At 44.2% G+C, this 14,329-nt stretch carries 15 protein-coding genes and 1 pseudogene; 8 read left to right on the plus strand and 8 right to left on the minus strand.

Features of this window, described 5'->3' with window-relative positions:
• Positions 1-74: 74 nt before the first annotated feature.
• Positions 75-1,280, minus strand: a complete 1,206-nt coding sequence (locus EDI28_RS06345; protein ID WP_128783024.1) for a NupC/NupG family nucleoside CNT transporter — start codon at positions 1,278-1,280, stop codon at positions 75-77.
• Positions 1,281-1,528: 248 nt separating this feature from the next.
• Positions 1,529-2,464 carry a LysR family transcriptional regulator gene (locus tag EDI28_RS06350; protein ID WP_128783025.1) on the minus strand — a complete coding sequence of 312 codons (936 nt, stop codon included), beginning with the start codon at positions 2,462-2,464 and terminating at the stop codon, positions 1,529-1,531.
• A gap of 153 nt (positions 2,465-2,617) precedes the next feature.
• Between EDI28_RS06350 and EDI28_RS06355 the strand changes: the two genes are divergently transcribed.
• Together EDI28_RS06355 and EDI28_RS06360 are read left to right on the plus strand one after the other, a co-directional pair.
• Positions 2,618-3,931 carry an FAD-dependent oxidoreductase gene (locus EDI28_RS06355; protein ID WP_128783026.1) on the plus strand — a complete coding sequence of 438 codons (1,314 nt, stop codon included), beginning with the start codon at positions 2,618-2,620 and terminating at the stop codon, positions 3,929-3,931.
• 164 nt (positions 3,932-4,095) lie between these two features.
• Positions 4,096-5,733 carry a tetratricopeptide repeat protein gene (locus EDI28_RS06360; RefSeq protein ID WP_199287382.1) on the plus strand — a complete coding sequence of 546 codons (1,638 nt, stop codon included), beginning with the start codon at positions 4,096-4,098 and terminating at the stop codon, positions 5,731-5,733.
• A 106-nt stretch (positions 5,734-5,839) separates the two neighbouring features.
• Here EDI28_RS06360 and EDI28_RS06365 read toward each other — a convergent pair whose 3' ends face one another.
• Genes EDI28_RS06365 through EDI28_RS06375 form a run of 3 tightly spaced genes read right to left on the minus strand, consistent with a single transcriptional unit; the run spans position 5,840 to position 7,448 of the window.
• Positions 5,840-6,508, minus strand: a complete 669-nt coding sequence (locus tag EDI28_RS06365) for a hypothetical protein (protein WP_233353298.1) — start codon at positions 6,506-6,508, stop codon at positions 5,840-5,842.
• Between the two features lie 26 nt (positions 6,509-6,534).
• On the minus strand, positions 6,535-7,002 hold the full coding sequence (locus EDI28_RS06370) for an enoyl-CoA hydratase (protein WP_128783027.1): 468 nt from the start codon (positions 7,000-7,002) through the stop codon (positions 6,535-6,537).
• Positions 7,003-7,016: 14 nt separating this feature from the next.
• The gene (locus tag EDI28_RS06375) at positions 7,017-7,448 is read right to left on the minus strand and encodes a c-type cytochrome (protein WP_128783028.1); all 432 of its coding nucleotides are present in this window, start codon (positions 7,446-7,448) and stop codon (positions 7,017-7,019) included.
• 136 nt (positions 7,449-7,584) lie between these two features.
• Between EDI28_RS06375 and EDI28_RS06380 the strand changes: the two genes are divergently transcribed.
• Both EDI28_RS06380 and EDI28_RS06385 read left to right on the plus strand, forming a co-directional pair.
• Positions 7,585-8,208 carry a cytochrome b/b6 domain-containing protein gene (locus EDI28_RS06380; protein WP_128783029.1) on the plus strand — a complete coding sequence of 208 codons (624 nt, stop codon included), beginning with the start codon at positions 7,585-7,587 and terminating at the stop codon, positions 8,206-8,208.
• 10 nt (positions 8,209-8,218) lie between these two features.
• On the plus strand, positions 8,219-8,647 hold the full coding sequence (locus EDI28_RS06385; RefSeq protein ID WP_128783030.1) for a MarR family winged helix-turn-helix transcriptional regulator: 429 nt from the start codon (positions 8,219-8,221) through the stop codon (positions 8,645-8,647).
• On the opposite strand, the gene EDI28_RS06390 is transcribed toward EDI28_RS06385, so the two are convergent.
• Positions 8,621-8,860 (minus strand): LD-carboxypeptidase, encoded by a 240-nt coding sequence (locus EDI28_RS06390; RefSeq protein ID WP_128783031.1) that lies wholly within the window; start codon positions 8,858-8,860, stop codon positions 8,621-8,623. The genes EDI28_RS06385 and EDI28_RS06390 overlap by 27 nt on opposite strands.
• Positions 8,861-8,967: 107 nt before the next feature.
• Between EDI28_RS06390 and EDI28_RS06395 the strand changes: the two genes are divergently transcribed.
• Both EDI28_RS06395 and EDI28_RS26875 read left to right on the plus strand, forming a co-directional pair.
• Positions 8,968-9,522: a TetR/AcrR family transcriptional regulator gene (locus EDI28_RS06395; protein WP_128783032.1), complete on the plus strand. Its 555-nt coding sequence runs from the start codon at positions 8,968-8,970 to the stop codon at positions 9,520-9,522.
• Positions 9,519-9,674 (plus strand): hypothetical protein, encoded by a 156-nt coding sequence (locus tag EDI28_RS26875; protein WP_164918485.1) that lies wholly within the window; start codon positions 9,519-9,521, stop codon positions 9,672-9,674. The genes EDI28_RS06395 and EDI28_RS26875 overlap by 4 nt, the downstream gene beginning before the upstream one ends.
• Before the next feature lie 447 nt (positions 9,675-10,121).
• Here the strand turns inward: EDI28_RS26875 and EDI28_RS06400 are convergent, their stop codons facing one another.
• Positions 10,122-11,324: an ankyrin repeat domain-containing protein gene (locus EDI28_RS06400; protein ID WP_128783033.1), complete on the minus strand. Its 1,203-nt coding sequence runs from the start codon at positions 11,322-11,324 to the stop codon at positions 10,122-10,124.
• 765 nt (positions 11,325-12,089) lie between these two features.
• Here EDI28_RS06400 and EDI28_RS06405 point away from each other — a divergent pair.
• Positions 12,090-12,430, plus strand: a pseudogene (locus tag EDI28_RS06405) (aminotransferase class III-fold pyridoxal phosphate-dependent enzyme); the annotation flags it as partial.
• Positions 12,431-12,924: 494 nt separating this feature from the next.
• Positions 12,925-12,996: a hypothetical protein gene (locus EDI28_RS27630; RefSeq protein ID WP_128783522.1), complete on the plus strand. Its 72-nt coding sequence runs from the start codon at positions 12,925-12,927 to the stop codon at positions 12,994-12,996.
• A gap of 53 nt (positions 12,997-13,049) precedes the next feature.
• Here the strand turns inward: EDI28_RS27630 and EDI28_RS06415 are convergent, their stop codons facing one another.
• Positions 13,050-14,060 carry a DUF2860 domain-containing protein gene (locus tag EDI28_RS06415; RefSeq protein WP_128783034.1) on the minus strand — a complete coding sequence of 337 codons (1,011 nt, stop codon included), beginning with the start codon at positions 14,058-14,060 and terminating at the stop codon, positions 13,050-13,052.
• Positions 14,061-14,329 lie beyond the last annotated feature (269 nt).

The following is a 14,329-nucleotide window of genomic DNA, read 5'->3' on the forward strand; positions in this document are numbered from 1 at the left end:
ATACCGGTAACATAACAAAGGGAGCCCTAAACGGGCTCCCTTTCTGTTTTATCTAAGCGGCCAGTTATCAGGCTTTAAAGTGACAAAATCACGCCTGCAATGGCTGCACTCATCAAATTAGCCAGCACACCTGCGGCAATGGCGCGGAAGCCATTCTGAGAGATAAAGGTACGGCGTTCAGGCACCAAGCTACCTAAGCCGCCGATCAGAATTGCCATAGTCGAGATATTGGCAAATCCGCACAAGGCAAACGTCACAATAGCAACAGAGTGCTCGCTAAGCTGATCCTGAACTTTTATCAGCTCAATAAAAGCAACGAACTCGTTAACGACGATTTTATTGCCAATTAGCGAGCCGGCAGTAACAGCTTCATACCAAGGTACTCCGATCAGCCAAGCAACTGGTGCAAACACATAACCGAGGATCAGCTCGAAACTAAGCTTAATACCAACAAGATCGCCGATATAACCTAGCATGCCATTCAGCAGGGCAATCACACTGACAAAGGCCAACAGGGTAGCACCAATCGCAACCGCAATACGCAGGCCGGACATCGCACCGTCCGCCAGTGCTTCAACCACATTTGTTGCACGAGGAAGCTCAACCGAGGTAATTTCATCCTGATCAAGAACCGCGTCACTCGGCGGAAAGAGTATTTTTGCCATCAGCAAGCCAGCCGGCGCAGACATAAAGGCAGCTGCGATCAGAAAGTTCAGATCGACGCCCAAAGAGGCGTAGCCCACCAACGTACCACCGGCAACTGAAGCTAACCCGCAGGTCATTACCGCAAAAAACTGCGAGTCACTCATGTTCTTCAGATACGGCTTCACCACCAGCGGGGCTTCAATCATGCCGACAAAAATATTGGCAGTAGCCGATAACGATTCTGCGCGTCCGGTACCCAATAGTTTTTGCAGTGAGCCGCCTATTATGTTGATCACCTTTGGCATCAGGCCAATATGGTAAAGTCCCGAAATTAGCGCAGAGAAGAATATGATAATGCCCAGCACATTGATAGCGAAGACAAAACCGACGCTCCCCGTTGCCAGTCCACCGAACAGAAAGCCGATCCCTTCCTGGCCATAGTTAATCACGCTAGAGACAGTACCGGTAACGGCATTCAACGCTTCTTTTCCAGCGGGCACATATAACACCAGCAGCGCAAAGACAACCTGTAAGCAAAATGCCAATGAAACTGTTCTGAGGGGGATATTGCTGCGATCTTTCGATAGTAACCATGCGAAAAGCAGGATTGCGACAATACCTAACAACGATGTCATGCGTGAACCTTTGTAACCTAATAAAGTTGAGGCGCGCATTCTAGGCAACGCAGCTTTTCATGCAATATCTATTTGTTAATAGCATGTAGCACACAGGCAACCCAGCAAACACTGAAAAACTATCTGTTTGTTTTAAATAACTTTAGTTGCCAGCCCTGAGCCATTATTGCCAAATGGAAAAGATATTTTTGCCACTGCGAAAAACAACCATGACGAACATGAATGATTTTCCACCAGTTTTACTCCCTTTAGAGTTTTACCAGCGGCTCAAGCGCCTTATCCCAATAAGGTTTTTCACCGATATAATCTTTAAAAAACGCAATCACCGCAGATATTTTTCGCGGCAGGTGCTTCCGGCTCGGATAGACCGCATAGAATGGCATATTTTGATTGGCCTGCCAGTCCGACATCAGCTGGATCAGTTTACCGTCACGGAACTCGTTGGTTAGCAAGTAGCTTGCTAAATAAGCCACCCCCCACCCCGAAATTGCCGCATCACGGACCGCTTCTGCCAAATCTACCCGGTAATTACCCGATACCGTTACACAGAGTGCCTCATATCGGTTGGTAAATGACCAAGTACTGTAGTTTCTATGACGGCTTTGATAGGTCAAACAATTGTGATTCACCAAATCATTCGGATGGTGCGGCACTGGATGGTTTATTAGATACTCAGGCGATGCTACCACTACAAATCGGGTATCAGCCAACCTTTGGGCAACATAACCTTCGGGAATATGTTCATAGTTGGTGATCCAAAGATCGATACCGTCTTCGAGCATATTAGCTTTATGGTCAAACAAGCTAACCTCAACCTGCAACTCAGGGTATTGGCGGCGAAGCTGTTCTATCGCAGGGATAATATGCATCGTCCCAAAAGACTGTGATAACCCAAGCCGCAGCACGCCTGCCACCTCGTCACGAACATCATCCATAATGGCATCGGCATCCTGAACTGCAGTGACGACCTGCTCACAGTAACTCGCAAACCGCTGCCCGGCTTCAGTGAGAGTAAAACTACGTGTTGTTCGCTGTACGAGCTTCACGTTAAGCTCAGCTTCCAGAGCGCCTAACTGCTTGCTGACATGAGACGTCGATACTCTGAGCTGTTCAGCCGCAGCCGTAAAACTGCCAGCCTTTACCAAAGTATGAAATATGACCATCTGGCCAGCTCTATCTTGCATCAACTTACCTGTCCCCGTTTAAACTCTGAACGTTTGTATTTTTCTATATGGCAGTGATGCCAGGCAAAAGGGCGCTAAGTGTAATGGATCCGATTGGAATGTCACGTATAGTATCGCTGACTCAAAGATATCTACGACTGGGATTGCCAAGCCATGCCTGCTGAAACGAATGCATTATCTAACACCACACTTGATACCATGTTTGATGCCATCATAGTCGGCAGTGGCCCCGGTGGCGCGACGGTTGCCAGGGAGCTAGCAAATCAAGGTCAACGAGTATTGGTTCTTGAATGGGGCAACAACGCACCATTGACAGGCTCGTTTATGCAAATGGCAAGAATAGCAGCGATTCCCGGTAAAAGTGCCTACATCACACCAGATCTCTCGTTATTAATTCGAGGAATTACAGCTGGTGGCAGTTCGGCAATTAACTATGCAACCGCCATGGCACCACCTACCGAGATGTTCCTGCGCTACGGTATCGACCTGTCAGCCGAGATAGCGGAAGTAGAGCGAACGCTGCCGATCTCAACGCTTCCCGACGATCTTATTGGCCCGAAGGCCCACCGAATCAAACAGGGAGCACAGCAGCTTGGGCTCAACTGGCAGAAGCTCGATAAGTTCATTGATATCGATAAGTGCCGGGCCGCCTGTCACCTCTGCTCGTACGGTTGCCCTCATGATGCCAAGTGGAATGCCCGCCGATTCCTGGATGAGGCCACAGAACACGGTGCCCAGCTGATCACCGGAGCGAAAGTCACCCGTGTGCTCACTGAAAATAACCGTGCTGTCGGAGTGCAGTTCAAGCATAAAGGCCAGATACAATCAGTTCGTGGTAACAACATTATTCTAGCTGCTGGCGGAATAGGTTCGGCACAAATTCTACAGGCAACCGATCTGAAACAAGCAGGCCAAGCCTTCTTTATAGACCCTGTTATAGCCGTAATGGGAAAAGTACAAGAGAGCTATCCTGACGGCGAAGTTCCTATGGCTGCTGGGCTGCATTTGGCGGATGACGGCATTATGTTGTCCGATCTTAGCCTTCCCAAGCCTTTCTTCCATTCGTTTACCGCTCAGGTGGGTAAGTTCCATCATATGTTGTCAGCCAACAACACCTTATCGATCATGGTAAAGGCAAAGGATGAGCTGAGCGGAAATATCGGCTCAAAATGGGTGAACAAGCGCCTTCAATCAAGTGACAAAGAACGGTTGGAGTCAGGAGCCATCATCGCCGAGGGTATCTTGCGCGAGGCCGGTGCCGAACAGACTTACCGCACCCACCATTTTGCAGCCCATCAGGGCGGCAGCGCGAAAATCGGTGAGGTTGTCGATAGCAATCTGCAAACAGAGATCCAGGGCCTGTATGCCTGTGATGCTTCGGTGATCCCCGAATCCTGGGGACTCCCGCCAACTTATACACTGATCTGTCTGGCGAAAAGACTGGCTACCTATCTCAATAAGGGGTAACCGTTAACGACACTTTGGTGAGCCGCCACCCAAGATTCTTTCCTATACTTTTCTCAATAACTCGGCCTCGCCTGTTCACTCTGAGTAGGCGAGGTCGAGAGTAAGCCATATATTGAGCAAGAAAGCTTATCGCTATAAATAAACCATATTTTTGGAGAAAGAATATGAAAACAAATAGTAGGCATGGCTGGCTATTGGTGGCGGCCATCTTTTCCTATCCTACTTTACTTAGCCAGAGCATTCATGCAGCGACCCAAGATACCGACCAAAGCAGACTAGGCAAAGTAGAATTCCCAACCTCTTGCAATGAAAAAAGCCAGCCCATGCTGGATCAAGGCCTAGCCTTGCTCCACCACATGACTTATGTGAAGGCCAGAGCAACCTTTGAGGCTGTCATTGAGAAAGAGCCTGACTGTGCCATGGCCTACTGGGGAGTCGCGATGTCCATCGTCCACCCGCTTTGGTCAGATCCGCCTAACGAAGAAAACTTTGCCAAAGGCCTGACCATGATTGAAAAGGCCAAAGTCAAAGGGACGAAAACCAAACGAGAACTTGCTTATATCAAAGCGATCGATAACTACTACGCCCAAGGACGCAAAGAAAAAGAAACCGACAATCTGGTAGCCTTCGAGCAAGGCTGGGCTAAAGTACACGATGCATTTCCTTCCGATCCGGAAGCAACAGCCTTCTATGCATTGTCGCTGCTGGGTACCGCGTCACCAGCAGATAAAAGCTATAGAAACCAGAGAAAAGCAGGAGAAACCGCAGCTACCGTTTTGACGAAGATCCCGACACATCCCGGGGGACATCACTATATTATCCATGCCTATGACTATCCGGAGCTGGCTGAGAAAGCGCTTGATGTCGCACGCAGCTACGGCGAGATAGCGCCATCAATCCCCCATGCACTCCATATGCCGACTCATATATTTACCCGACTAGGCCTATGGGATGAGTCCATTACCATGAACATACGTTCTGCAGAAGCGGCCAAGCAACACCCGGCAGGCAACAAGGTCTCGCTGCACTATCTTCATGCGCTGGATTACCTAACCTATTCTTACCTTCAAAAAGCCCAGGATAAGAAAGCACTGGCAGTGGTCGAAGAAACACTTGCACTTAGCGACCCACTTCAGCCACATGCAGCCTCAGCCTATACATTGGCTGCAGTTCCAGCCCGTTATGTACTAGAACGGCAGCAATGGGCGGAAGCCGCCAACCTTGAGCCTAGAAAGCCAGACAGTTATCCGTGGGATAAATTCCCAGCCATGGAAGCAGTTACCCATTTTGCGATTGCCCTTGGTGCCGCTCAAACAGGCGATAAGCAAAAGGCGGAGAAAGCGATCGCAAAACTGGGCGAGCTAAAAACACAAACTGAAAAGAGTTCGACATATTGGGCTAAGCAAGTTGAAATCCAACGTTTGTCTGCTTTGGCATGGCTACAGTTCAACCAAGGCGAACATAATCAGGCACTACTGACAATGCAAAGTGCGGCCGACTTGGAGGCAACCACAGAGAAACACCCAGTGACACCAGGGGAGATTTTGCCGGCCCGAGAATTACTGAGCGACATGCTGCTGGAAATGGAAAAATACCAGCAGGCAACGGTTCAGTATGAAGCAGCTCTGAACCGCAGTAAGAACCGTTTTAACAGCCTGTATGGCGCCGCAAAATCAGCAGAGCTCGCCGGAGATAAAGCCAAGGCTAAGCTGTATTATCAAATGCTGGTTGATATTGCGGAAGCCGAAGAGGCCGACCGACCACAACTCCAGCAGGCTAATACCTTCCTGGCGAGCAAGTAGGCTTCTCATAAATTGAATAATAGATAAAATAGAAAATGCGATTGCAGCAGGAGTTAGCCAATATTGGCTAACTCCCCGTGGAACGAGTTGCCGTGGTTATGGCTGTTTATCTGGCAATTTCCAGCTTATGTCCAAGATATTGAACTTCAACAGTTGCGTAACCAAGGTTTACAGCCTCAAATTGCTTACTTAACTCACGTGCATGCTGAGCATTTTTTGCCAGGAAAGAAACCGAATATATAGGCCTCACCGTACCATTGGCCAAGGTCTGACTATCAAGATAAGAAGAAGTCACTAACCCTGCTTGGTTGAGACTGATAACACGCTGCAGATCAATTCCCAACACTCGGTCAATTTCAAGTGGTTCAATCTGATTTTTCCAGGTAAAGATAACACCATAGTTATTATACACTGGAGTATTATCCAGCCACTTTGAGCCTAGTGGACGCACATTATTGATTTTAACCAACTCTTTTTGGTATAGCGGCAAGTTAGCTAGCTTCTCATTCACTTCTTGCTTACTGTCAGCTTCAATAACAAATCGAAGCAGCTTGATCGGTTTGCCATCAATGTTACTGTCGGCGACAAACATATCTTTGATTTCGCCATTTTCAACCAGTTTGCTAAAAGCGGCTCTTTGTTCCGACATCGTATCCATCACTTCCTTCACATTGTCGGTATTCCATGCCAGTTCAACACCGAAATCAGCAGCAAAGACAGTACCTGAAAAAAGAAAAGCAATACCAGCAAGAATCATATTATATTTATTTTTCATTATATTTCCTTTTGAAGTTCGTTATATTACTTATTAATTTTCGGACCAATGGTACTCAGCACCACCATTGTGATCAGTGGGATAACATTTGAAATCCCAATCCACATCTCAGTTGTAACCGTATCCTTATAGGCTGGTGAAATAACACCAAGAATCAGATTTTCTCGAGCCAGTTGAGTCACCTCAGGCATCATGGGTACCAAAAACACCACAGCATTAACCGTCAGAAATGCCATACACAAGTAGTTGAGCTTGAGCCATGCCGGTTTGATCAAATAATCAAACGAGTGAACAACCGTCGCGATTACTTTCATCACCAGACCCGGCAAAATTAGGATATAAGCGCTCTTTTCTTTATAAACCGCCATGTAATACATTGCTTCAGGTTCATTACCTAATACCGCACCGATAACAATGTGGGACAAAATACCGCCGACATAAAAGATCATCCCCAGTTGGAACAATAAATCGCTCCAAATATGTTTATTCTTCATCATCATCTCCCGGCCTACCATCGTGAACGATAGGAACGATGGCAGCTACGGCAGGTGCCCTGAGCAGATTCCAATCCAGCTTCAGCCAAATCAACGTTCTGTTCGCGACTGGCCCTGTTCAACTGTTCGAAACCTGAATCCATCTGACTTAATAAAGCGTTAAATTTCTCTGACTTTTTCCAGACACTTTCTTTTGCTTTGCTGTCTTTCTGGCTTCCTTCAGGAAACAGAGTGAACAAAGCCGTACTGTTCTGCGAAAGCTTGTTGCTTAATTCAGACAGTTCTTCCCAATCGGTATCTTCTCCATCAATCATACTTTCAGCTTGTTCAACTATGGTTTCGATTGACGAAAATGCTTCCTGACGCTGCTGAATCTCAGCATTAAAGTCATCGGCTTTCGCTACCAGTGGCAAAAGCACAAGACAGCTCAATAGTGTCTTTTTCATTACCTGATCTCCTAAGGTTGAGTTCTGACGACTTACTTCCTCTGCCGACAATTTACACAACAACTGTTGCGCACGCAACAGTTGTTGTGTAAATTATACTCCATCATATGTAAGGAACATCATTCTGGAGATAGTTATGAAAGTTTGGGATCTGGCAACACGGTTATATCACTGGCTTCAAGCCGTGCTCTTTATTGCTCTTATTGCCTCAGGCTTTTCCGGTAATGGGCCTCATGTTCAGCTAGGCCTGGCGCTGTTTACGCTGACTCTCTGGCGGATTCTATGGGGACTAGTGGGCAGCCAGACCAGTCGTTTTAGTCAGTTCCTACGCAGCCCTATTACAGTACTACGATATCTGGCAGGAAAAGAGCCAGAAAAACCGGGGCATAATCCAGCTGGTGGCTGGATGGTAGTGACAATGATATTTACGCTGTTTCTCCAGTGTTTTTCAGGTCTTGCGCTGGCAGGGCTACTCGACAATATTCCATACATGGAGTACTGGCTGACCGATGCGGTATTCTCTGCACTTGAAAGTATGCACTATATTCTGGCACGAGCTCTGCCGTTGCTGATCTTGACCCACGTTGGTGCGATTGTTATATACAAGCTACGCTCAAAGCCTCTGGTAATGGCGATGCTAACAGGTATTCAGAGCAAGATGGCTGAAACTGGGGAACTGTATTTTGTCTCTCAATTTCGAGCTATCACCGTATTTGCTACCGCAATATTAGTGACGGTGGCAATCATTGTTTTAGCTTAAGAGAAGCACCATGGCCGTTAAGTTTGACAGACAAAGAAGTTTTGGCTGGATGATAAATGTAATTGCACATCATGCTGCAAAAAAATTCGATAACGAATTGAAAAAGCAGGGCCTTACCATCGCGCTATGGCCAACTATGATGTGCTTATGGGAAGAGGAAGGTGTCACACAACGAGACATTGCGGCGAAATCAAAGGTTGAGAATTCCACAACAACCCGAACACTCGACAAGCTTGAAAAACTGGGGCTAGTAGAAAGACGAGCCGATCCTAATAGCCGCCGTTCATTTCGCATCTTCCTCACAGAAGAAGGACACAAACTGAGGAAAACCCTGCTTCCTATCCCTGTGGCAGTCACTCAAGAGTTACTCTGTTCCCTGAAGCCAGAAGAACAGGAGCTGATAATTGAACTACTACATAAAATAGTCGCCAGAATCTAATGGGTGGGTATCTCCGGCTGCAGTATCGCTTATGGATCCTCGGCGATATTGGGCATTGCTTGTTAAGTCCATCAGGTTTGAACAATGCGCCGTTGCCCAACCTAACTTGCTGGATAGAACAGCCGTTATGGTACTCACATCTGAAAAACCCAAAATCCACTTAGGCTTTACCTTTGTCAGGGCATCGATATCTTCATTCAAGAGGAATGACATGAGCTCCTTCGGTTGTTTCTGCCTCGGTAACCCTGACTGGTTAATTACCTTGCTATATGCAGGCCTAATCGTTTATTGTCCAACTGGACTGAAACAGGAAGAGATGTATGCCAAAAATCATTGATCATGAAACTTATCGTCTGAAATTGGCCACTAAAGCTGTGGATGTGTTTATTGAGCATGGCTATAACGGCTTGGGCATGCGCGGTATTGCTGATGCTATCGGAGTGTCAAAAAGTGCGCTTTATCACTATTTTCCGAGCAAGCAAGAACTTTTTGCTGCATGTACTGAGGTGATAACTCAACCGGATGGTTTATATGGTGTGTCTGATGAGACTGTTCCTGCGACGAAAGATGAGGCAATTACAGCATTATTGGCTACGCTAGACAGTCGATTTCAAGGAGAGATGTCATTACTGCTGGATTATTTTCGGGGCAAAGAAGCGAAAGATATCGCCGGCGATCCTTTGATGGCGAAAGCCAATAATCAATATTTACATGAAATGCAGAACATAGTGGGTGGTCCCCATGCCAAGCAGGCAGTTGCCTTGATGTTGGGCGGATTGTTGATGAGGTTACTAAATGGCAACCAAACCGAGATAGACGAAATAGCCTCTTGGATAAAGGCCATGCCGCTTCAAGAGCAAAATGGTGACAAATGAAAATGCTTTTACTGACATCCCCGAGCCAAAGTAACCCCCGAGTAATCACTAAAAACAACCGTGCTGTCAAAGTGCAATTCAAGCATAAGGATCTGATACAATCAGTCCGTGGCAACAACATTATTCTGGCGGCTGGCGAAAAAGCAGGCTAAAGACTTAGATAAGCTGTAGGGACTGGCAAGAAAAAGGACAAAACCACGTTAGGTCTTATCCTCTAACTCAGGTGTTTCGGATAAAAAAGGTATCACAAACCGCGTAACCCTCACTTGCAACCAGCGGTGTGAGGCCAGGCATCCTGCCCACTGGCGATGGCAGATAAAATTAAAAACAACACATCGACCAAATTATGACGCTGATTGATGCGGGAGCGCGTGTCTTCAACTAAAGACTTTGGAGAGGGCTGGGCATATCAGTTTGCGACAAACCCTAGAATCCAACCTTATCAATATATAGCCCCACACTCGATACAGCAAAGCCAATAATAAAATGAAAAACAATTTACTATTTCCCTCCCCCCAAACATCAAGCAATAAAGACGTTTGCTAATATTAGACATTAGACATTTCCCATACCATTCATTTTGTCAAAAGATTAACTTATTACAATAATCCCATATAATATCTTTTGAAATTATCGACATTTCTAGGGCTACATATTTCTGGGTGAGTGTCTCTCTCTGACCATCTCAAACTATTCATATTTAAACAGAAAGCATCGATGGAGTTATAAGCTTTACCTTTGAATTTAAAATCGACGAATAAAAGAGGGTTTGCACCTTTTCTCAATAGATAAGATATTGTTGGCTTGATATAATCCAAATCTCTCCTTTTATAGAGAATTTTATACAGGGCATATTCCCCTTCTTTATTAGCCTCATCTATATTTGCGCCATACTCTAAAGCTGTTCCTACAACAACTTCCACCCAATTATTAACAAGACTTACTGCATTCATAATCCCCAAAGGTGTTTCACCATTATTGTTCTGTGAAGCAAAACTTCCTCCTCTCAACACAATTTTTCTAACAACTTTTCTAAACAGATCATTTCTATCAATGAGGGCAATCGCCTCCTTTTTATAATGTTCGCTACAGTCTCCGAAACATTTATTTATTCCGTTGTTATAATATTTATATAAATAATGTAGAGCTGTCATTCCATCTCTATCTTTTTTTGCAACATCAACATCGTAGTTAAGAATCAAACTCATCAATTTTAAATCAGTAGAATATGCCGCCATTGACAAAAAACTGGCCTGATTATTATTTGCCGCTTCACTATTAATATCGTAACCATGATTAAACATAAACTCAATCAGATTAAGTTCCTCTTGATTCATTGGTTTCTTACGATAATAACCGAGATATGTCTTAAGAATGAATGAGTTTTTATTTAAACTATTATAAACATCCATTGTTGCTCCATTCTTAATTAACATAGGAACAACCTCTTTGATCAAAGGAAAATTACTAATATTTTTCCTGAGAAATATAGCTAAAGAATCCTCACCATTATTCTTCCTATTAACATCCGCAGAGTAATCATTAACTAGCATTTTTATAGTCTGAGAGGAACCATAATAAGCCGCAGTTTGAAGTGCAGTATAACCTTTGTCATCTGTTGTTTCTATATCAATGCCTGCATCCAAGAACAACTTTATTACTTTTAGATCATCTTTATAAACACCTTTAGAAAAATAGTTATCTTGTGTAAAAGGGATACCAATACTCTCTAAACCTTCCTTAGAAAAAGAATTAAAGCTAACTATCAATAATAAAATTATACCTGTCATTTTTCTCAGCATTACGACATATCCTCACTATTATTTGTCATTCCAAATGATTCTCTTACACTATATAAACATGCTCAACCAATCATACATTTCCAATTATTTCATACTGCAGATAATCGGATGATCATATTATTCATTTGATCTGTATTTTCAAGTTGAGTGTTCTTAATAGTCTAACTTACCATGTAGAGACTCTATACTTTTGATTAGTAACAGTTTTGTTTGTTTCAGTTGGGGGTGAGAGCAAAGCTGCAAAGGTCAATTGTCTGAAACAATAAACTTGAAGGACATTCAGTAGAATATGTATTTACAAATCAGCAAATAGAAATTCACGTCAAATAGAAAACGAATAAAAACGCAATCTTTTCAATGATATACAAGATTTAATTTGACGAAAGCGATCAATTCGCTAAGACAGAACTAAAAATTTTAAAGAAAAATACGATAAAAAACTGTGCATCGGGAAATAGTGAAAATAGAGCTCTAAAAACAACTATACCCAATCAACTTGGCTCTATCGCAAACTGGGGACGTCTTGGGAGCCCATGCTTGAATTGATGATGTTAGCGTAGCCTGTCAAGCTTTAATTCTCCAAATTTTTCAATGTCTCATCATCCTTCAGAACCAGAATATATGGCAGATAGAACAAGAGAAATAACATCGACATAAGTAGTTCCATAATACTAAATCGGTTTGATCAGATCGCAAAAACACTTAAAAAGTTCAGCTAATTAACTGTATATGATCCCGCCCTGAGGGTGAAAACGGCATTACACAGCCAGTTTTGTATGGTTACGCAACCTTCAGGCTATTTGCAAAAACACGGGGTTTTATTGATTTTTGACGATATCAAAGCAGGTTGTAGCCGCACTGGCGATTATTTCAGTTTTGAAGAGGTTGGAATCGAACCTGACATTATTACCTTATCTAAATCTTTGGGTGGTTACGGCTTACCGTTTGCTGTTGTGCTGATGAAACCAGAATTATATCTGTGGAAACCAGGAGAGCATAACGGCACCTTTAGAGGTAATAATCTGGCATTTGTTACTGCTAAAGCGGCCATCGAGCATTATTGGTCGAATAATACATTTTCAAAAGAGATCAAACGTAAGGGTCAATATACCTCAAACCGTCTAAGAGACATTGTCAGCAAGTATGGTGAAGGCAATATTACAACTAAATGACGCGGAATGTTTTAAGGCATAAATTGTGTCAATGGGGAAATTACGGGAAAATCACAAGTTGCGCGTTCAAAAAAGGAATTGATATTGTGGAATCAGCAATTAGGGAAGTATGTGCAAGAGAGACACGAATCACAGAAGAAAAAAACTATTTTAATGAAAGTTTACTTTGACAGACAAGTCACACTCGTTGAAACCCAAAATATCCAGGAATAAGGAAGATGTATGTTCACACCCTATCTGAACTGGTCATGGCGTATCGAAAATACCCTATCCAAGCTGAACGAGTAAACTAAGCAGGGCGAACTGATGCCACGAAAAACTGGGCAACGAGAAACGTAATGCCTATTAGGATTTAATCGAACTGTTCGGGGAGAGGCAGTGACCAGAAAAACGAACAGGCATACCGTTTCATTGATGACGTTGCCATCATGACAGATACAGATAACAGCCAACGTAGCGCGGTAGTTTATTACGGGGATATTTACTTTTCCAAGCAATAAACTCCCCGTTACACCCTGATGAGTAAAAGCCTATTTAATCCAAAACTAAGTCATCAAAAACGATAAAGCATCCCGGCGTTGATCAGTCCTACTGATGCATCGTAAAAATCAATATCGCTATCCTCTTCAAACCAGACAGCACCGGCATTGGCCAGCCAGCCCTTCCAACCAAACGGTTGGGCATAAAACGCGGTAAAACTGATACCGTACCGCTCGCTGTCAGCTTTGGTACCAAATACTGGATTAGCCTCGTCGTAACCCAGATTTGCAAAAGAGGCATTGGTAACAAACCGCCAGCGATTATTCATCAAATAGATATAATTCACACTGAAAGACAAACCATCATAGGCAGTTGCACCACCGTTACGGTCTTCATCAAGGTAGGCGATGGCGGGGGTAATAAGGTGTTTCAATCCATCTCGTTTGAAAGTGTACTCTGCAGAGAAACGATTACTGTCACCGTTACGATCTAACAGGTCGCGATCAGATGCGGACAACGCCAACGCTTCACCACTACGTTCGCTGTCAATATCAACCTCACGCGCAGAGTAACGTAGCTCTAGCGCTGTTCCATATACTTGATCCCAGATGAGTCGATAGCCGTTGCTAGTTCTATCGGTTTTTGAACGTCCAGTACCAATGACAAATGGGTCTTCCCATACCTCAGTCGCAAGCGGGGTTTGCAAGAAGCTGGCGCCGATAACGCCGGCCTTCCCTATTTCCTGCCGGATACCGGCACGGGTGGAAAAATCAAAACGAATGTAATCTTCCAGCTGGTTACCAAGAAATATTTGGGTACGGGTGCTGGCGAAGGTATAGGCGACTTCCAGACCGATTACCGGCAGACCTGCAGTTTCACTATCTGGCGACTGTGAGAGCGAATCGATTGTATTATCACCAAGTTCGACACTACCGAACTTGGCGAGAGTATTGGATTCAACACTGGTTACACCGGCTCCAAGATTGATAAAACCACTGAATCCGCTTTCCTTGGGAATAGGTTCAATGGCATAGACTGATGGTACGACCGCAGCGCAGAGCACAAGAAAACTATAATATCGCATCGATAATTCTTGGTTGATTGTTTGTTCAAAATTTAGGTCATCCTCCCCTTTCTGTAAAACCATAAGAATATTAATTTTGCGAACAGTAATCAGCGCCGCAAAAAGCGAACGTTAAAAAAACCATCGCTAAATGAGCACACTCCAATTTGAATAATCTCAAAAATTCCCCCAACAAATAAACTATTCACCAACCTCATAACTGCAAATCATTCGCTCAGATTTACATGCTACGCTTAAGCGGCTTTGCCCCCATTAAGTTAACGTGACAA

The sequence above is a fragment of the Photobacterium chitinilyticum genome (assembly GCF_004104355.1).
In the GTDB taxonomy this organism is placed as follows: Bacteria; Pseudomonadota; Gammaproteobacteria; order Enterobacterales; family Vibrionaceae; genus Photobacterium; species Photobacterium chitinilyticum.

What these genes read in the sequence shown, in the direction of transcription:
- EDI28_RS06345 (WP_128783024.1), bottom strand. Translation starts at nt 1,280, where the DNA reads ATGACATCGTTGTTAGGTATTGTCGCAATCCTGCTTTTCGCATGGTTA.
- EDI28_RS06350 (WP_128783025.1), bottom strand. Translation starts at nt 2,464, where the DNA reads ATGCAAGATAGAGCTGGCCAGATGGTCATATTTCATACTTTGGTAAAG.
- EDI28_RS06355 (WP_128783026.1), top strand. Translation starts at nt 2,618, where the DNA reads ATGCCTGCTGAAACGAATGCATTATCTAACACCACACTTGATACCATG.
- EDI28_RS06360 (WP_199287382.1), top strand. Translation starts at nt 4,096, where the DNA reads ATGAAAACAAATAGTAGGCATGGCTGGCTATTGGTGGCGGCCATCTTT.
- EDI28_RS06365 (WP_233353298.1), bottom strand. Translation starts at nt 6,508, where the DNA reads ATGAAAAATAAATATAATATGATTCTTGCTGGTATTGCTTTTCTTTTT.
- EDI28_RS06370 (WP_128783027.1), bottom strand. Translation starts at nt 7,002, where the DNA reads ATGAAGAATAAACATATTTGGAGCGATTTATTGTTCCAACTGGGGATG.
- EDI28_RS06375 (WP_128783028.1), bottom strand. Translation starts at nt 7,448, where the DNA reads ATGAAAAAGACACTATTGAGCTGTCTTGTGCTTTTGCCACTGGTAGCG.
- EDI28_RS06380 (WP_128783029.1), top strand. Translation starts at nt 7,585, where the DNA reads ATGAAAGTTTGGGATCTGGCAACACGGTTATATCACTGGCTTCAAGCC.
- EDI28_RS06385 (WP_128783030.1), top strand. Translation starts at nt 8,219, where the DNA reads ATGGCCGTTAAGTTTGACAGACAAAGAAGTTTTGGCTGGATGATAAAT.
- EDI28_RS06390 (WP_128783031.1), bottom strand. Translation starts at nt 8,860, where the DNA reads ATGTCATTCCTCTTGAATGAAGATATCGATGCCCTGACAAAGGTAAAG.
- EDI28_RS06395 (WP_128783032.1), top strand. Translation starts at nt 8,968, where the DNA reads ATGCCAAAAATCATTGATCATGAAACTTATCGTCTGAAATTGGCCACT.
- EDI28_RS26875 (WP_164918485.1), top strand. Translation starts at nt 9,519, where the DNA reads ATGAAAATGCTTTTACTGACATCCCCGAGCCAAAGTAACCCCCGAGTA.
- EDI28_RS06400 (WP_128783033.1), bottom strand. Translation starts at nt 11,324, where the DNA reads ATGCTGAGAAAAATGACAGGTATAATTTTATTATTGATAGTTAGCTTT.
- EDI28_RS06415 (WP_128783034.1), bottom strand. Translation starts at nt 14,060, where the DNA reads ATGCGATATTATAGTTTTCTTGTGCTCTGCGCTGCGGTCGTACCATCA.